General features: G+C 58.6%; 18 protein-coding genes and 1 tRNA gene. 12 read left to right on the top strand and 7 right to left on the bottom strand.

The window, feature by feature from the left end; genetic code table 11:
- Positions 1-3 precede the first annotated feature (3 nt).
- Together radA and CDUR_RS11485 are read right to left on the bottom strand one after the other, a co-directional pair.
- Entirely contained in the window at positions 4-1,443 is a 1,440-nt protein-coding gene (gene radA, locus CDUR_RS11490; protein ID WP_179418309.1) for a DNA repair protein RadA, read from the bottom strand.
- Between the two features lie 226 nt (positions 1,444-1,669).
- On the bottom strand, positions 1,670-2,245 hold the full coding sequence (locus tag CDUR_RS11485; protein ID WP_179419132.1) for a hypothetical protein: 576 nt from the start codon (positions 2,243-2,245) through the stop codon (positions 1,670-1,672).
- Positions 2,246-2,503: 258 nt separating this feature from the next.
- On the opposite strand from CDUR_RS11485, the gene CDUR_RS11480 reads away from it, so the two are divergent.
- The 7 genes from CDUR_RS11480 (at position 2,504) to CDUR_RS11450 (ending at position 8,618) form a co-directional block, all read left to right on the top strand.
- Positions 2,504-3,088 (top strand): CarD family transcriptional regulator, encoded by a 585-nt coding sequence (locus CDUR_RS11480; protein WP_006062402.1) that lies wholly within the window; start codon positions 2,504-2,506, stop codon positions 3,086-3,088.
- A 9-nt stretch (positions 3,089-3,097) separates the two neighbouring features.
- On the top strand, positions 3,098-3,838 hold the full coding sequence (ispD, locus tag CDUR_RS11475; protein ID WP_179418308.1) for a 2-C-methyl-D-erythritol 4-phosphate cytidylyltransferase: 741 nt from the start codon (positions 3,098-3,100) through the stop codon (positions 3,836-3,838).
- Positions 3,831-4,307, top strand: coding sequence for a 2-C-methyl-D-erythritol 2,4-cyclodiphosphate synthase (gene ispF, locus CDUR_RS11470; protein WP_006062404.1), 477 nt, complete (start codon positions 3,831-3,833; stop codon positions 4,305-4,307). Before ispD ends, ispF begins: the two co-directional genes overlap by 8 nt.
- 21 nt (positions 4,308-4,328) lie before the next feature.
- On the top strand, positions 4,329-4,841 hold the full coding sequence (locus CDUR_RS11465; protein ID WP_179418307.1) for a hypothetical protein: 513 nt from the start codon (positions 4,329-4,331) through the stop codon (positions 4,839-4,841).
- Between the two features lie 96 nt (positions 4,842-4,937).
- The gene (gene cysS, locus CDUR_RS11460; RefSeq protein WP_179418306.1) at positions 4,938-6,335 is read left to right on the top strand and encodes a cysteine--tRNA ligase; all 1,398 of its coding nucleotides are present in this window, start codon (positions 4,938-4,940) and stop codon (positions 6,333-6,335) included.
- Positions 6,336-6,367: 32 nt separating this feature from the next.
- Positions 6,368-7,306: a 23S rRNA (guanosine(2251)-2'-O)-methyltransferase RlmB gene (rlmB, locus tag CDUR_RS11455; RefSeq protein ID WP_179418305.1), complete on the top strand. Its 939-nt coding sequence runs from the start codon at positions 6,368-6,370 to the stop codon at positions 7,304-7,306.
- 199 nt (positions 7,307-7,505) lie between these two features.
- Complete coding sequence (locus CDUR_RS11450; RefSeq protein WP_179418304.1) at positions 7,506-8,618, top strand: LacI family DNA-binding transcriptional regulator; 1,113 nt, start codon at positions 7,506-7,508, stop codon at positions 8,616-8,618.
- Here the strand turns inward: CDUR_RS11450 and otsB are convergent.
- From otsB to thrE, 5 genes are all read right to left on the bottom strand, one after another.
- Positions 8,615-9,358, bottom strand: coding sequence for a trehalose-phosphatase (gene otsB, locus CDUR_RS11445; protein WP_179418303.1), 744 nt, complete (start codon positions 9,356-9,358; stop codon positions 8,615-8,617). The two genes, CDUR_RS11450 and otsB, sit on opposite strands and share 4 nt — an antisense overlap.
- 18 nt (positions 9,359-9,376) lie before the next feature.
- Complete coding sequence (locus tag CDUR_RS11440; RefSeq protein WP_179418302.1) at positions 9,377-9,871, bottom strand: hypothetical protein; 495 nt, start codon at positions 9,869-9,871, stop codon at positions 9,377-9,379.
- A complete protein-coding gene (locus CDUR_RS11435) occupies positions 9,868-11,319 on the bottom strand; it encodes an alpha,alpha-trehalose-phosphate synthase (UDP-forming) (RefSeq protein ID WP_006062412.1) in 1,452 nt (483 codons plus the stop codon). Before CDUR_RS11435 ends, CDUR_RS11440 begins: the two co-directional genes overlap by 4 nt.
- A 24-nt stretch (positions 11,320-11,343) precedes the next feature.
- Positions 11,344-11,679: a hypothetical protein gene (locus CDUR_RS11430; protein ID WP_179418301.1), complete on the bottom strand. Its 336-nt coding sequence runs from the start codon at positions 11,677-11,679 to the stop codon at positions 11,344-11,346.
- Positions 11,680-11,789: 110 nt separating this feature from the next.
- Positions 11,790-13,238, bottom strand: coding sequence for a threonine/serine exporter ThrE (thrE, locus tag CDUR_RS11425; protein ID WP_290207695.1), 1,449 nt, complete (start codon positions 13,236-13,238; stop codon positions 11,790-11,792).
- 161 nt (positions 13,239-13,399) lie between these two features.
- On the opposite strand from thrE, the gene CDUR_RS11420 reads away from it, so the two are divergent.
- From CDUR_RS11420 to CDUR_RS11400, 5 genes are all read left to right on the top strand, one after another.
- Positions 13,400-13,472: transfer RNA gene (locus CDUR_RS11420), tRNA-Thr, on the top strand.
- 108 nt (positions 13,473-13,580) lie between these two features.
- Entirely contained in the window at positions 13,581-14,339 is a 759-nt protein-coding gene (locus tag CDUR_RS11415; RefSeq protein ID WP_290207677.1) for a MerR family transcriptional regulator, read from the top strand.
- 130 nt (positions 14,340-14,469) lie between these two features.
- The gene (locus tag CDUR_RS11410) at positions 14,470-14,604 is read left to right on the top strand and encodes a hypothetical protein (RefSeq protein ID WP_267903396.1); all 135 of its coding nucleotides are present in this window, start codon (positions 14,470-14,472) and stop codon (positions 14,602-14,604) included.
- Between the two features lie 41 nt (positions 14,605-14,645).
- Positions 14,646-15,392 carry a response regulator transcription factor gene (locus tag CDUR_RS11405; protein WP_006062417.1) on the top strand — a complete coding sequence of 249 codons (747 nt, stop codon included), beginning with the start codon at positions 14,646-14,648 and terminating at the stop codon, positions 15,390-15,392.
- A gap of 6 nt (positions 15,393-15,398) precedes the next feature.
- Positions 15,399-16,757 carry a sensor histidine kinase gene (locus CDUR_RS11400; protein ID WP_179418299.1) on the top strand — a complete coding sequence of 453 codons (1,359 nt, stop codon included), beginning with the start codon at positions 15,399-15,401 and terminating at the stop codon, positions 16,755-16,757.
- Position 16,758 lies beyond the last annotated feature (1 nt).

The raw sequence follows: 16,758 nt of genomic DNA, 5'->3' as shown, positions 1-16,758 counted from the left end.
GCCCTAGGCGCTAAACGCAGTTGAAATAGCATCTGTTATGTCCCGCACGTAGTTGACTGTTATCCCGGGTACAGTGACTTTTTCGCCATTGGGGATGATTGCGGTGGTAAAGCCAAGGCGCTGTGCTTCCTGCAGGCGTCGGACGGTGTTGGGTATCCGCCGGATTTCCCCAGCCAGGCCCACCTCGCCGAGCACCACCATTTTCGCGGGAAGCGCCTTGTGAGCCATGGCAGACGCAGTAGCAAGCGCAATGGCTAGATCGGCTGCGGGTTCGTGCACGCGCATGCCGCCCACAGTGGCGATGTAGACCTCCTTGTCGGCGGAGCTTCGGCCCGCGCGCGCAGCCAACACTGCAAGAACCATGGGAACCCGGGTGGCATCGAGCCCTGTCACCGCGCGGCGCGGATTTTTCGACGGTGTAGTCACTAGCAGGCTTTGCACCTCCGCGAGAATTGGGCGTACCCCATCCATAGCGACAGTTACAGCTGTGCCATCGGGGGAGTCGTCGCGGTGGGAGAGGAACAGCCCAGAGGGGTCTTCCACTTCTTTGATCCCGTCCGAGACTTGTTCAAAACACCCCACCTCGTCCGTCGCGCCAAAACGGTTTTTGATGCCACGCAGCATGCGCAGAGAGGAATGTCGATCGCCTTCAAAATTCAGCACCACGTCCACAAGGTGCTCCAACACCCTGGGGCCAGCGACGTTGCCATCTTTTGTCACATGTCCGACCAGCAGAATCGGAATGCCCGTGTTCTTGGCCAGCGCGGTCAGTGCGGCGGTGACGGCACGGGACTGCGCCACCCCACCGGCCACGCCCTCTACGCCGGGCGCGTGCATGGTTTGCACCGAGTCCACGATGAGCAGCGAGGGTTTCAGCTGCTCCACGTGTCCAAACACCACGTCAAGGTCAGATTCCGCTGCGAGAAACAGCGTATCCTTCAGCGCGCCGGTGCGTTGCGCACGCATACGTACCTGCCCCACTGATTCTTCGGCGGTGACGTACAAGGCGGTGCGTGTGTCGCGTGTCGACGCCTCTCCTTCCGCAGGTTGCGTCGCCCACTTCGCCGCCACCTCCAGCAACAATGTGGATTTACCCACGCCGGGTTCCCCAGCAAGCAACACCACGGAACCCGGTACGAGGCCGCTGCCTAGTACCCGGTTAAGTTCTCCGATACCAGTGGATGTAGTGGTGGAACTCGCTGGGTCAATACGCACAATTGGCAATGCCGGGGCGGTAGGTGTTAGACCCGTGGGGAGTGCCCCAGTGAATGCGGCTACGGCAGCGCCTCCACCGCCGTTCTTGCTGGTTGCCGCAACGCGTTTTTCTTCCAACGTCCCCCATGAACCGCACTCAGGGCAGCGACCCAACCACTTTGCACATGTGTAGCCACAATCAGTGCATTGGTACTGGGTGCGTGGTTTTTTCACTGCCGTTTTTGCCATGTTGCGCAGTGTAGACACCACGGTAGACACGTCCGACACAAGGGTCGAACATGTGTGTTACATCTGGTGGCCGCCAACTTTAGTGACAATGCTATTACCCACGCTGATGTGGGCGTCGGAAAGCTGAATCATTGACCCCATACTATGGACTTATGAACAGGGGTCATGCACGCGAAAACCCCCAGCTCAAAGCCGGGGGTTGCCAGGAGGTGCGAAAAATCCTGTGCTAGTGGCTGTGGCCCGAGTGGGCATCGCCGGATTCGGAGCCAGTGGTGCGTTCGACCTGGCCCGACTTGTGCAGGTTGCCTGCAATGGTGGCGGAGACAGTCACTTCGCCATTATCAAAGTTGAACACCACGTCCTTGGTGCCGCCCAGTGCCAAACCGTTGTTTTCCAGGGAGGTGGAAATATGTGTGATGCACCCGGTTTCCGGCTTGGTGAGGTTGTCAATGTACTTCTTGGAATCAGCAACGACAGTGCATTCGCGTTCCAGCTTTGGCTTCTCTGACAGGGTGACCTGCTCACCGCCAACAGTGACGGATTCCAACGTATGGGTGCTCTCGCTGGTGTCCTGGTTGACCGCCGTGAATTTTAACGCTGCAGTAGAGTCATCATTCACCACCACAGTGACGTCACGGACGGCGATTGTGTTGTCGTCGCTGTGGGCGCTGGCACCATCGACTGCTGCTACTTGATTGGCGGTTTGGGAGATCTGCCCAGCGCCACATGCGCTGAGGGCCAGTGCGGCGCAACCAGCTAAGCCAAGGGCGACACCACGGCGAGCGGCCGACTTGAGGGTCATCACTTTTATGTCCTCCGTTTGAGGCTGGTGGGTAAAGTCAGTTGTCACTAACCTACTTTAGTCACCCCAAGGCATGTTCACACATTTTTTCTGCAGATAATAGGGGTCTGCGGGGGCAGTCGAAGGGGTGAATCTTGCATACTGAGACTAGCCGCAGACTATCCAAGGACTGTCTGCGCGCACCGCATAGACCATGCATGAGACCTGCCTGGATCGTGTTATGATGTCGATATTTACGGCTTTTAACAAGGAGTGGGCATGGATTTTAAAGTCGGAGACACCGTCGTGTACCCGCACCACGGCGCGGCCGTGGTTGAGGCCATTGAGCAGCGGGAAATGCGCGGCGAAGTCGTCGACTACTTGGTGCTGCAGATTCACCAGTCGGATCTGACCGTCCGTGTGCCCGCAATGAACGCTGAACTTGTTGGTGTGCGCGACGTGGTGGGAGAAGAGGGCCTGTTGAAAGTCTTCTCCGTACTGCGTGAGACTGATGTGGAAGAAGCTGGCAACTGGTCACGCCGCTATAAGGCCAACCAGGAACGCCTCGCCTCTGGTGACGTGAACAAGGTTGCGGAGGTTGTGCGTGACCTATGGCGTCGCGAACAAGACCGCGGTTTGTCTGCTGGCGAGAAGCGCATGTTGGCCAAAGCGCGCCAGGTGCTGGTGGGGGAGCTGGCGCTGGCAGAAAACGTGGATGAGGCGAAAGCCGACGACTTGGAAAAACAGTTTGCGGAAACCATTGAGCGCCACCGCGCACTGGGCGTGGAGGATGAGCCGGAGAAGAAGGTTGTGGAGGACATGGACGTGGACCTTGACGACCTCAACTTCGACGATGAAGACTAGCGGCTAACAATGCCCGCCCGCCGTGTCACCGCGCTGCTGGCCGCAGCCGGGAAAGGTTCCCGATTGGGAGCGCCAATACCTAAAGCGTTTGTTTCGCTGCGCGGCGTGAGTCTTGTGGAGCGCAGCATTCGTGGCATGGTGACCTCCGATGTAGTGGACCAGATCATTGTGCTGGTTAGCCCTGACATGGAGGACTATGCCCTCGAGCTGTTTGCTAAACGGGGCGTGTTCGAGTTGGGGGTGGGTATTCGGCTTGTCCATGGCGGTGGGGAACGCGCTGACAGTGTGTGGGCTGGTCTGCAGGCCATTGAAGAAGACGATGGCATTGTGCTCATCCATGACAGCGCCCGTGCCCTCACCCCGCCCGGGCTGATTGCGCGTGTGGCGCAGAGTGTTCTCGCGGGAAACGCGGCCGTGATCCCTGTCCTACCGGTGGCAGACACGATCAAGCGAGTGGCGGAAGGGGCGGTCGTCGATACGCCGCCACGGGATACTTTGAGGGCTGTGCAAACTCCGCAGGGTTTTGACCTACGAACGCTGCGTGCCGCCAACCAGGAGTTTTTTGCCCAGTCGCACCCCAGTTTCACGCCCACCGACGATGCCAGCCTCATGGAATGGTACGGCCAGCGCGTGCTGTGCGTGCCTGGTGATCCCATGGCATTTAAGGTCACCACACCGATGGATATGGTCATGGCGCAACACATCACCGACGACGTTGAACCCACTATTTTTGAGGTGCCAAGTGACTAATATTATTCCGCGCGTGGGTATCGCCACCGACGCCCACCGCATCGAACCCGGCAAACCCTGCTGGATCGCATGCCTGCTTTTCGACGCCGCCGACGGCTGCGAAGGGCACTCCGACGGCGATGTTGTCGCGCATGCCGTGGTAGATGCCCTGCTCAGTGCCTCAGGGCTGGGGGATCTAGGGTCTTTTGTTGGTGTCGGACGCCCCGAATACGACAACGTATCTGGCACGCAGCTGCTCACGGAATGCCGGGAACTGCTCGACTCCCACGGCTTTACTATTGGCAATGTTGCCGTGCAGCTCGTAGGCAACACGCCGAAAATGGGGCCGCGCCGGGCGGAAGCGGAAGGCATAATGGGGGAACTCATCGGCGCTCCCGTGTCGGTATCGGCCACAACAACCGATGGTCTTGGCTTTACTGGACGGGGAGAAGGGCGCGCCGCAATCGCCACCGCTGTGCTATGGAAATAATTTAAGGTATATTAATTTGTTATGAGAAATCATGCCGTCACCGTCGCTGTCAACGTCGCCACATCCGCCGCTCTCACAGTATCCATCTTGGCGGGTGGGGCCGCCGTGGCGTCCGCTGACCCCGCACAACCAGCGGAACCCACCGCTGAGGTCATCGCCTCCCAGCACAGCGTCGACACAGAAGTTAGCATTCTGGAGGCTAATTACAAAGATCTCACCACTCGCGACAATAAAGCTCGCCATGGCCAGGAAAACGTTGACTATCTCGCATGGTTTGTGGAGAAGGAAAACAATCTTCTCACGCAAGTGAAGCAACTGTCCGCCCGCGCAGACAAGAAAGAAGACAAGGAACGTCTGGCCACGCTGACTACTAATCTGGAGACCTTGCTGGCGTCGGACATGAAGGAACTTGACGAGGCGAAACGCAGCGTACTGTCCAGCTTCCCGGGTTCTGACGTGCTGAATAAAGTTGGTACCATGTTTGCGCCGCTAGACCAGATTTTTGATCGCATGACCAGTGCCTTTAGCTCCTAGCAGGTCATGGTTGCCTAGCTGCCACCTGCAGGTATCGCGGCGGTGGTGAAGTAGGCGGCAGTGGAGGTGCCGGCCCCCTCAGTTACACTGATTCGTGTGACTCTTCGAATTTACGACACTGCGACCCGAACACTCCGTGACTTTGAGCCCGTCCGCGCCGGGCACGCCTCGGTGTACTTGTGTGGTGCGACGGTACAGACGGTGCCGCATATTGGGCATATTCGCAGCGGCGTTGCATTCGATATCCTCCGTAACTGGCTTGAAGCCCACGAGCTTGATGTCGCGTTTGTGCGCAACGTCACCAACATTGACGACAAGATTCTTACCAAAGCCGCAGACAACGGACGGCCCTGGTGGGAATGGGCGGCCACCCACGAGCGGGCTTTCCAATGGGCGTACGACCAGCTCGGCGTGCGCCCCCCATCAATTGAGCCGCGCGCCACAGGGCACATCACGGAGATGGTGGAGTACATGCGCCGCATTATTGACAATGGTCACGGTTATGCGGCTGACGGCAACGTGTACATGCAGCCAACCTCCCTGCCGGACTACGGGCACCTTTCCGGCCAGAAACTCGACGAGCTTGACCAAGGTGAATCCGCTGGCACCGGTAAACGCGACCCTCGCGACTTCACCATGTGGAAAGCAGCAAAGCCTGAAGAACCAAGCTGGCCGACACCGTGGGGCGATGGTCGCCCCGGCTGGCACATTGAGTGCACTGCTATGGCCACAAAGTACCTGGGCGCGGAGTTTGATATTCACTGCGGCGGCCTGGACCTGCAGTTCCCGCACCACGAAAACGAAATTGCACAGGCCCACGCTGCGGGTGACCCTTTTGCGCGCTACTGGATGCACAACGGCTGGGTCACCATGTCCGGTGAGAAGATGTCCAAGTCGCTGGGCAATGTTCTGAGCATTCCGAACGTGCTGACCAAGGTCCGCCCCGTGGAGCTGCGCTACTACCTGGGCAGCGCCCACTACCGCTCAATGTTGGAATACTCTGAGGCATCGCTGCAGGAAGCCGCCGCTGGCTATCGCCGCATTGAGTCCTTCCTGCATCGTGTGGTTGAGCTGAACGCTGGTGAGATAGAAAAGGGTGAGGTGACGGACGCGTTCACGGCCGCGATGGATGATGACCTCGGTGTCCCCGCAGCGCTTGCCGAAGTACACAACGCGGTTCGTGCTGGTAATTCCGCCCTGGATAAAGGCGACACCGCAGAAGCGACGGCCATTGCTGGGCAGGTCCGAGCCATGACTGCGATCCTGGGTGTGGACCCGTATGCTCCGCAGTGGCGCGACCGAGACCAATCCAATGATGCCGCGCTCGCCGCCCTGGATGTGCTCATTGCTGATGCGTTACGACGCCGCGAACTCGCCCGCGCTGACAAGGATTGGGCTACTGCGGACCAGGTACGGGATCAGTTGAACGCGGCTGGGATTGACATTGTGGACACTGCTGACGGTGCAAAATGGTCGCTACGAGATGGTCGCTGATAAAGATAGTAAAAGGTGTGAGGTAAACATACATGGCTGGTAATTCAAGGCGTCGCGGCGCGGTGCGCAAGACGAACAAGAAAGGCGCGACGAAGGGCTCCGGTGGCCAGCGTCGACGTGGGCTGCGGGGCAAAGGTCCCACCCCGAAGGCGGAGGATCGGGTCTATCACGCTGCGCATAAGCGCAAGCTTGATAAGCAACGCCGGGATTCCGGCCGTCACGTGCGGGAACGCACCACAGAACTGGTGGTGGGGCGCAATCCTGTGGTGGAATGCCTCCGCACCAATGTCCCCGCCACGGCATTGTATGTCGCGGAGGGCACGAATAATGATGACCGCCTCGCTGAGGCCGTGCGGCTGGCCAATTCTCGCGGCATCTCCATCATTGAGGTGTCTCGCCTTGAACTGGACCGTATGACCGGAAGCAGCATGCACCAGGGCATTGGTTTGCAGGTGCCCTCCTACGATTACGCCCACGTGGAAGACATTATCGACGAGGCTGCGGCCTCTGGCCAGGGTCTGGTGGTGTGCCTGGATAACATCACCGATCCCCGTAACCTGGGCGCGGTGATTCGTTCGGTGGCTGCGTTTGGCGGGCAGGGCGTGATCATTCCAGAGCGTCGTTCGGCATCGGTGACGGCGGTGGCCTGGCGCACGTCAGCCGGGACTGCTGCCAGACTTCCAGTGGCTAAGGCAACCAATTTGGTACGTACATTAAAGCAATTCCAGCAAGCAGGTTTCCAGGTGGTGGGCTTGGACGCTGACGGCGATAAGACATTGGATGATTATGACGGCACCGAACCAACCGTGATTGTGGTGGGTAGTGAGGGCAAAGGGCTGTCCAGACTGGTATCTGAGACCTGCGATTCTAAGATCTCTATTCCCACATCAGATTGGGTGGAATCACTGAATGCGTCCGTGGCTGCGGGTGTAGTGTTAAGTGAATTTGCCCGGCAGCGACGCGCCAGTTAGACGACGATCAGGCCAGGTACCTTGCAGGCGGACCGCCCCACAATTGGGGTGTTCCGCCATTCGCATTTATGCTATCAGACATAAATTCACGGTAGCGCTATGTTGAAACTTCTGGAAAACCCATGTGTGACATAGTTCTGTTGCCAAAATTATGTGTGTCACCCCCGAAAGGTGTGACAAAGTGATAGTTTTTAGAATCATGGCAAAACGTACACAAAGTCGCGGCACCCTGGCATCTTTGGCTGCAGAGTTAGGTGTTTCACGCACCACAGTTTCTAACGCATATAATCGCCCGGAACAGTTATCTGCCGCGCTACGGGAACGTATTTTGGCAACAGCTGAGCGCTTAGGCTACCCCGGCCCTGACCCGACCGCCCGGTCGTTGCGGACCCGCCGCACGGGATCGTTTGGGGTACTGCTGACCGAGCACTTGTCGTATGCCTTCGAGGATTTGGCATCCGTGGATTTTCTCGCAGGCATGGCTGAGGCGTCCTACGGGTCGAACAATTCCCTGACGCTTGTGCCCGTTGGACCTGACACAAGCGTGGATCAGGTCGCTGCCGCGCAGCTGGTGAATCAGTGCGTGGTTGATGGTTTTGTGGTGTATTCGGTGGCCGCCGACGACCCGTATCTGCTGGCCGCGAAAAACCGCCGCCTCCCGATGGTGATTTGCGACCAACCCGCTGACGAGCATTCCCTCCCGTTTGTGGGTATTGATGACTATGCGGCCATCGCACCCGCCGCGCAGTCCCTGATCGATGCTGGTCACCGCAACATTGGCATCTTGTCGATCCGCCTGTTCCGCCGCCCGAATGACGGCGCGGTCACCCCGGACCGTCTCGACGTCGCTGACCTGCACGTTCAACGCGCCCGCGTGCAGGGTGCACTGTCAGTTTTGCAGTCTGCTGGCATTGACCCCACCTCCGTGCCCATCGTTGAACGGCACATCAACGACCCCGCCAATAACGTCGCCGCCGCTCGTGAACTGCTGGAATCGCACCCTGAGCTCACCGCCGTGCTGTGCACCACCGACTCCATGGCGTTGGGTGTGCTCGCCTACGCTGAGTCGGTAGGGCTGAGCGTGCCGGACGACCTTTCCGTCACCGGTTTTGACGGCATCCGCACCGCACTGGACCGCAATCTCACCACCGTGCTGCAACCCAACAAGGCCAAAGGGGCTGCGGCGGGTCGCATGCTCTTTTCGCTTATCGACGACTACCTTGCCGACGCCGTCCCACCCAGCCCCGCGCCCCGCACCATCCTGGACACCAGCTTCCATGAAGGCGGGACAGTTGCCCCGCCACGTGCTTAAACCCCTAAGTGGTGTGCGCGCGCAGTCGCGAGCGTGGTGAGGACGTCCGCGACGTCGTCAAGTGAATTGACGCGTACGGTAGCGGCAGTGTCGCCGTCGCCGACCTTAATGCCCATGTCGCTGTCGCCGAGCGCATGGAAACCGTTCTCATCCGTCTGGTCATCGCCAATGAACAGCACCGCAGTAGCGCCGTAATTGTCGCGAGCGGAGGTAATCCAGCTGCCCTTTGTCATATCAATGGCGGAAAACTCCACCACATGCTTGCCTTCTGTGATGTGCATGATGGCGGGGCACAGCGCCCGCGCCTCCTCCGCGGCGGCAGCCTCCAAGTTTGTGTCTTCCAGCGGGCGGGTGTGTACCACCATGTGCAGCGGCTTGGTTTCAATCCATAGCTTTGGGTACTTTTCCGTGAGTTTATGCAGCTCAACAGAGAGCTGTGCCATGGCTTCCTGCTGTTCCTCCGTCAACGGGGTGATGTGCTCATTGGTTTCCGCGCCGTGGCTTCCTGCCAAAATCACTGATTCGGAAACCTGGGCGACTGTGCGCAGACCCTCCAAGTGCCTGCCGGAAAGAATCGCCGCCTTGGTGTTCGGCATTGTAGACAGCTTCTCTAATGCCGCAATGGACGTCGTGTTCACCGGAACATTCATGGGATCCACATTGAACCCCGCCAGCGTGCCGTCAAAATCGGAGACCACCAGCAAGGTTGGGGTGGTAGCCAGATCGTCCAAGGTAGTCATAGCATCCAATGTAGACGCTTAGGAGCGGTTGCTGATAGAGGTCAACCGGATAGCTGGACGGTTAAACGCATCCGTCTGCTTGACCAAGAGCAGCTCGTTTGCTGCTTTCCGCTGCACGTCAAATGTTCCATCCAGCATGTTTGTCAGGCTGTCATGGTAGTACAAGTCCGCTCCGGTGCAGCCTGCAGGATCGTCGATTTTCTTGCGATAAAAATTCACCTGAGTTGCCTCAGCTGATGAAGTTTCCTGGCCGTCCTTGGTGAAATGCACCCGTGTTTGGAACGGTGCACAGCCGCTATTACCGGCAATGGTGGATTCACCAAACACCATGGTGGCCTTGCCTGCGATGGAATCAGGTAGCACGCTGGGGTGTTGCTCATCCACATACACGTTGGTGATCTGCCAGGTGGACTGCACCACTGGGGTGTCGTCATTGCTGCCGCATGCTGTTATCAACGTGCCGATGCCCAGCGCAACGGCTGCGGCTGCAATGGTCTTTATGCGTCGGCTCATGCGTGGCGCTCCAAGCAGGTCAAAAAGCTCTTCGCCCATGCCTCCACATCATGCTCCACCACTTGCTGGTGCATGGCTTCCATGCGCTCCCGTGTTTCCTCCGGTGCGCTCCGCAGCTCCGTGACCGCTGCCAGCAGTTGCTTTTTAATGGATTCGATGTCATGTGGGTTGCACAGGAACGCCTGGTTTAACTCCACAGCCGCGCCGGCGAACTCGCTGAGCACCAACGCGCCCGACCCGTCACCATGGCAGGCAACATACTCCTTGGCCACCAGGTTCATGCCATCTTTGAACGCGGTAATCAGCATGACATCAGCTGCGGCGTAGATCCCCATGAGCTGGTCTTTGCTGATGGAACGGTGCACATAATGCACCACGGGCCGACCAATAGACCCGAACCGGCCATTGATGCGCCCCACAGCCTGTTCCACGGCGTGCCGAGCGGTGCGGTAATGCTCAATGCGCTCACGAGACGGCGTGGCTACCTGCACCAGTACCACATCATTGGGGTCCAGCGCACCGGATTCCAACAGTTCCTCAAACGCCAGTAAGCGCTGCAAAATACCCTTGGTGTAGTCCAGGCGATCCACGCCCAAAATGATGGTTTCTGTATCCGCCAAGCTGTGCCGAATACTCGCCGGGTCCGCGTTGTTTGCCTGCGCGATCACCGATGCAGTGTCAATGGAAATGGGAAATGCCGCCACCCCCACTTCGCGGCCATCCGGCACCGAGATGGTTGCCGTGATGGAATTCATCGATGCCTCGCCCTCCACGGCCAGCTGATCCGGCTGCCCAATGTGCGAACCAGTATCGCCTGCCACCTGCCGGGCAAGCGTCAAGAAATTATCGGCGTTGATCTTCAGGTGGAACCCAATCACATCCGCCCCGAGCAGACCCCGCACAATCTCCTCGCGCCACGGAAGCTGGCGGAACAAGTCGGGAGAGGGGAACGGAATATGCAGGAAAAATCCGATGCGAAGATCCGGGCGGGTCTGGCGCAAAATACCGGGGACAAGCTGCAGCTGGTAATCCTGAACCCACACCGTCGCCCCTTCAGCGGCGACTTCCGCAACTTCCTGGGCGAATTTCAAATTTACCTCACGGTAGGATTCCCACCAGTCCCGGTGATACTCCGGCGGCACGATCAAATCGTGGTAGAGCGGCCACAACGTGGCGTTGGAAAACCCCTCGTAAAACTCCTCATAATCCACGGAGGTGAGCTTCACTGGATGCAGCAGCACACCATCATCTGTGTGAAATGGCTCTGGGGCGGCATCTGCCACTCCGGGCCAGCCCACCCAGCAGCCACGCTGTTTAGCCAACACAGGTGTCAACGCGGCAACCAAGCCGCCCGGGCTTGGCGTCCATTCCTCCGTGCCGTCCGGATGCGTGGTTAAGTCCACCGGAAGACGGTTCGCTACAACAACAAACTGATTTTCCCCACTCACGATCAGAAACCCAATCTCACATGCCTAGGCTTTTTTGGTCGTTTTCTTTGTGGCCTTCTTGGTAGCCTTTTTGGTCGTTTTCTTTGCGGCCTTGGTGGCTTTCTTAGCAGCCTTTTTGGTGGTTTTCCGCGTACGCTTGGTCGCCTTCTTCGGGGCGTTGGTCTCGGCGTATTCGGCGGCAATCTTGCGGTAGTTCAAGCCCTCAGGCTCCACGCCGAGCATGCTGACCAGCGTGGCGCAATCAAAGAAATCAGCAGAGTAAGTGGCAACAATCCGTCGCGCGGCCTCTGCAGTTTCCGCCTCAACTGCATGTAATGATTCCGCATTGTTCGTGCGGGTATCGGTCACCTTGGGGGGCAAGGATCCTCCTGATGATGTAAAAAGAGCACACGTGTAGACACACCATCGTAGCACTAGAACCAGGGGCACCGCTGCGTCAGACCGCTTGGAAGACCCGTTGAGCGTCCGTGTTAGGAAGATTGATCGCGGGCATGATCCTGGAAGGAGAAACGCCGCAGCTTCCACAACTCACGGTAGTGGTTGAATCCAGGCGGGCGGCGTAGCCTCCGGGCGAACCATTCGCCCAGCACCACGCCTGCGGCCAGCCCAGATGCAATACCCAGCGCCAAGGCCATGTTGGATAGCCCTACCACCATCTGTTCATGCAACAGGGCATACATTCCCCGGTAAATGCTCAAACCAGGCAGTAGCGGAGTAATCCCCGCCACGGCGGTAATCAGCGGCGGAATGAGGAAGCGGCGGGCCAGCAAGCCACCAGTCAAACCGATGATGGTGGCCAAAATACCAATGGAAATCACCGGACCCACGCCCAGCGGCACCAGGATAAAATACTGCACAAACGATCCCATGCCGGCTGTCATGCCAGAGACCAGCACAGATGACCACTCGGAATAACACGCAATGGCGAACCCAGCGGCCGCGACGGCACCTGCCGTCACTTTCAACGTGGTCGATGCCAAGTTCGGTGAAACGACGGTTTCCAGCTCCGGCAGTGTCACGCCCAGAGCCGCTGAGGTTTGGATGCCAATACCCACACCGGCCACAATCCCGCCGGTCAGCATCATCGTTTCAAAAAACCGCGCACTTGCTGTTACCGGCGCACCCGTGATGCCATCCTGAAACGCCTGCACAAGGGTCAAACCAGCCAACATCACCACGATTCCCGACGCCACGACCTGTCCCGGCGCGAGATTCAATCCAGATTCCAAGGCCAAACGGTAGGTCAGTGCGGCTGGAACGGTGGCAACAATCCCGCCGTAGACGTTTTGGAAAAACATGGGCAGGCGTTGCTCATCCAACCAGTTCGCACCACCCACGATGACCACCGCAGAAATGAACGAGGTAGCAGCCACCAACAGGCCGCCACCCAACATCACGGCCACCGCAGCGGCCATGAGTGCCCAGCCGAACAGCGACATGCGCCGCCCGTAGCGCGGTGGGGCGGAGGAGAGTTCGTCGAGGATCTTTTCCGCCACGTCCGGTGGGGTGGCACCCGCTTGAATGGATCGGATAAGACGGTCCACTTCGGAGAGTTTGGAAAAGTCCACGCTCAGCCTGCGGACCACGCGGAAAATGCTTACCGGGATTTTCTGGGCGGTACCAATATGCGTGAAAATGGTGATGGTGTTCAGGGTGATGTCCACGTGGCTGTAGTGCAGGCCATAGGCCGAGGCCACCGCATGGATCTGTGCCTTTACGTCGTTGTTGCCGGTGCCGGAGGAGAGAAGAATGTCGCCGATGCGTGCGGCAATGTCCATCACGCCCGACACTTGCGCGGGGTCGGTCAGGTCGACGGGGGCCAGTGGGGAGGGTGGGGGAGCGGCTTTCGCGGCGTCGATAGTCGCAATACGTCCCCTGCGGCTAAACAACGCCCTGACCCGATCAACAACTGTGCTCACGCGCTTCAATCCTCACGCCGTAGGGCGACAAAACGGTACCAAGGATTACAACATACCCAGCATCCCTCCCCAGCGCACCACTCGCACACATGAAGCCCCACATTTGCTAAGTTCCTGCAATCAGGTACCATAATCAACCGTGCCCGCAAAAGTGGTCACGTGCTGGAGTGGCGCAATCGGTAGCGCAACGGTCTTGTAAACCGTAGGTTGCGAGTTCAAGTCTCGTCTCCAGCTCTATTTTTCAAGGTCACAGCCTGTTGTTGGGTGTGGCCTTAATTTTTTTGACGTATTTCTGCACAGCCCCTTGAGCTTGACCCAACGTAAAGGAAGAAACTTAATCCCGTGATCGACAACACCGAACTCACTGTTGGGCAGATGGCCGACTACCTGGGTGTGACAACCAGGACGCTTCGGCACTGGGACAACATCGGACTTCTCGTGCCGAGCTTTCGCACCTGGTCCGACTACCGCCTGTATACCGAAGCTGACATTGAGCGCGCCATGCAGATCCTCGTGTACCGCGAGGCGGGTGTTCCGCTGAAAGACATCGAGGAGATGCTCGACAAGCCAGGTACGGTCAGGGAGCATCTGAGAAATCAGAAACGGCTGCTCCTTGAACAGATCGATCACCTGCACGAGATGGTTCGTGCAGTGGACACGATCATGGAAGGAAATCTCACCATGGATGAGAAAGTCGAATTGTTCGGCAAAAAGTGGCACGACTACGAGGAAGAGGCCGAGGCACGCTGGGGCGATACACCCGAGTGGGCACAAGCCCAGGAACGCACCGCCCAGATGACCCGCGAGGACTGGGTCAAGGTCGTAGCGGAAATGGAGGCATTCAACCGAGATGTCGCCGCCGCTAAGGCTGCGGGTGTCGCGCCGGGTTCCGACGCCGCGAAGGAACTCGTGGCACGCCACCGCGCCCAAGTCGAGCGCTACTACGATTGCACCCTGTCCAAGCAGGTGTTGCTGGCCAGGCTGTATGTTGCCGACGAAAGGTACCGCGACATGTACACCAACCCCGAGTACTTGCTGACACTCGTGGAGGCCGAGGCCGCTGCGGCGGGTATTGACCTTCAGTCGGTCGAGTGGGGCTAGAGGGTGCATATAGCCGCTCCTACCATTCACAGCAACCTTCCAGGAACCGGGCAGCCGCTCTCCAGAGGGGTGGCGCACACTGTCACCTAACAGACAGTGAGATGCCTAGTTGAGGAAGGTTGGTGCCGCCATGAATGGTTTTGTTGCCAGTGTGGTTGCGGCTTCAGTTGCAGTAAGCGGTTTGTTTTTGCAGGTTGTTGAGCCGTCCCCGGCGTCGGCAACCGCGCAGAACATGATTGTTGCTGCGGCGGCAGGTAAGGAATGACACCTGTGGCTGCAGCAACCAGTGATACAAACAATGATTCAATGGACGATATGAGCATCCAAAGCACGTCCAGTAATCAACCACCCACCCGTGTCCTCGTGGTGGATGACGAACCCAACATTGTGGAACTTCTGAGTGTGAGCTTGAAGTTCCAGGGGTTCGAGGTTGCCACTGCGAAATCGGGCATGGAGGCGTTGCGCGTCGCTCGCGACTTCCGCCCCGATGCGTTCATCCTGGACGTGATGATGCCTGGCATGGATGGTTTTGAACTCCTGCCTCGCCTACGCGCCGACGGTCTCGACGGCCCAGTGCTCTACCTCACCGCCAAAGATGCGGTGGAAAACCGCATCCACGGCCTGACCATCGGCGCGGACGACTACGTGACCAAGCCGTTTTCGTTGGAGGAAGTGATTACCCGTCTGCGCGTGATCCTGCGCCGCGGCCAGTTACACACAGAGACGGCGGACGAAGATTCCACGTTGAGCTACGCGGACATTACTCTCAACGATGACACCCACGAGGTAACTAAAGCTGGTGAGATCGTGGAACTCTCGCCAACCGAATTTAACCTCCTGCGCTACCTCATGCTTAACGCCGAGGTGGTGCTGAGCAAGGCAAAAATCCTGGACAACGTGTGGCACTACGATTTTGGAGGAGACGGCAACGTCGTCGAATCCTACATTTCCTACCTGCGCAGAAAAATAGACACCTCCGACCCGCAGCTCATCCACACGGTACGCGGCGTCGGTTACGTGCTGCGCACCCCACGCACCACCCCAAAAACCTAAACCGCCATGACAAAACTCAAAGCACTGCCGTTGCAGACCTGGCTGGTGTTGATCGTGGTGCTTGTGTCCGCGCTGGGGCTCAGTGCCAGTGCGTTCGCCGTCAACGGCATTATGCGTGACTTCGCCTACTCAAATGTGGACAGTAAGTTGCAGCAGGCGTCGAAAAGCTGGCTGGACCGCGGCGAATTCCAGCGGCCGGGGGCAACTCAACAAGGCCCGCCCAGCGACTTCTACGTGCTCAAACGCTTCTCCGACGGCACAATCCTGGAAGTCAACGACGGTACCGACGCCCCCGACGTCAGCTCCGTGCGTTTCGACGACCGCCCCACCACCGTCTCCTCCATTGGCAACGGTGACCACGTGCGTTGGCGCGTCCTCGGTTTCACCCAAGGCCAAGAACAAACCATCGTGGCGCAAAGCCTGGAGAGGGAAGACTCCCTCCTGCGGCGACTCACCATTGTGCAGGTATTCATCGGGTTTATCGTGCTGGGCATCCTTGGCCTGGTAGCCATGTGGGCCGTGCGCCGCGCGCTCCGGCCTCTCAAAGAAGTCGAGCACACAGCGCGGGACATCGCCGCCGGTGACCTCGATCGAAGGGTCCCGCAATGGCCCATGAGCACCGAAGTGGGGCAGCTTGCTGCGGCGCTGAACATCATGCTCACCCAGCTGCAAGACTCCCTGATGACGGCGCAGCAAAAAGAAGAACAAATGCGCCGCTTCGTTGGCGATGCCTCCCACGAACTCCGCACCCCGCTCACTTCTGTGAAAGGCTACACGGAACTTTATCGCTCAGGTGCTACCCAAGACTTCGGCATGGTCGTAGACCGCATCGAAGGCGAAGCCGCGCGCATGACACTCCTGGTGGAAGACCTACTGGCGCTCACACGTGCCGAGGGCTCCCGCATGGAAAAACAACCCGTGGACATGTTTGAGCTGGCCGTTAATGTGGTCAGCTCTGTGCAGGCGGCACACCCAGGGCGCAGTATAGGCATCCACAACGACACCACCGAACCACCCATGGTGATTGGCGACGCCTCGCAACTCCACCGGGTGCTCAGCAACATCGTGGTCAACGGGTTGAAGCATGGTGGGCCAGACGCTGCCGTGGACGTGAACATCCGCAAAGACGGCGACACTATTGTGGTGGCTATCTCGGATAATGGCGTGGGCATGTCACCTGAGGTGACGAGCCACATCTTCGAGCGCTTCTACCGCGCCGACGAATCCCGCTCCCGCGAATCCGGTGGATCGGGGCTGGGGCTGGCTATTACAAAAACGCTGGTTGAGGCACATGGCGGGTCGATCAGTGTGGAAAGTGTGGAAGGGGAAGGATCGACGTTTAGGGTTGCGTTGAAGGCTGTGTAGG

The organism is Corynebacterium durum (assembly GCF_030408675.1).
GTDB lineage: Bacteria > Actinomycetota > Actinomycetes > Mycobacteriales > Mycobacteriaceae > Corynebacterium > Corynebacterium durum.
The sequence above is the reverse complement of the archived record's forward strand: the minus strand, read 5'-3'. Positions and strand labels throughout refer to the sequence as shown.

Coding starts and splice junctions, on each gene's coding strand:
- radA (WP_179418309.1), bottom strand. CDS start 1,443: ATGGCAAAAACGGCAGTGAAAAAACCACGCACCCAGTACCAATGCACT.
- CDUR_RS11485 (WP_179419132.1), bottom strand. CDS start 2,245: ATGACCCTCAAGTCGGCCGCTCGCCGTGGTGTCGCCCTTGGCTTAGCT.
- CDUR_RS11480 (WP_006062402.1), top strand. CDS start 2,504: ATGGATTTTAAAGTCGGAGACACCGTCGTGTACCCGCACCACGGCGCG.
- ispD (WP_179418308.1), top strand. CDS start 3,098: ATGCCCGCCCGCCGTGTCACCGCGCTGCTGGCCGCAGCCGGGAAAGGT.
- CDUR_RS11465 (WP_179418307.1), top strand. CDS start 4,329: ATGAGAAATCATGCCGTCACCGTCGCTGTCAACGTCGCCACATCCGCC.
- rlmB (WP_179418305.1), top strand. CDS start 6,368: ATGGCTGGTAATTCAAGGCGTCGCGGCGCGGTGCGCAAGACGAACAAG.
- CDUR_RS11450 (WP_179418304.1), top strand. CDS start 7,506: ATGGCAAAACGTACACAAAGTCGCGGCACCCTGGCATCTTTGGCTGCA.
- otsB (WP_179418303.1), bottom strand. CDS start 9,358: ATGACTACCTTGGACGATCTGGCTACCACCCCAACCTTGCTGGTGGTC.
- CDUR_RS11440 (WP_179418302.1), bottom strand. CDS start 9,871: ATGAGCCGACGCATAAAGACCATTGCAGCCGCAGCCGTTGCGCTGGGC.
- CDUR_RS11410 (WP_267903396.1), top strand. CDS start 14,470: ATGAATGGTTTTGTTGCCAGTGTGGTTGCGGCTTCAGTTGCAGTAAGC.
- CDUR_RS11405 (WP_006062417.1), top strand. CDS start 14,646: ATGGACGATATGAGCATCCAAAGCACGTCCAGTAATCAACCACCCACC.
- CDUR_RS11400 (WP_179418299.1), top strand. CDS start 15,399: ATGACAAAACTCAAAGCACTGCCGTTGCAGACCTGGCTGGTGTTGATC.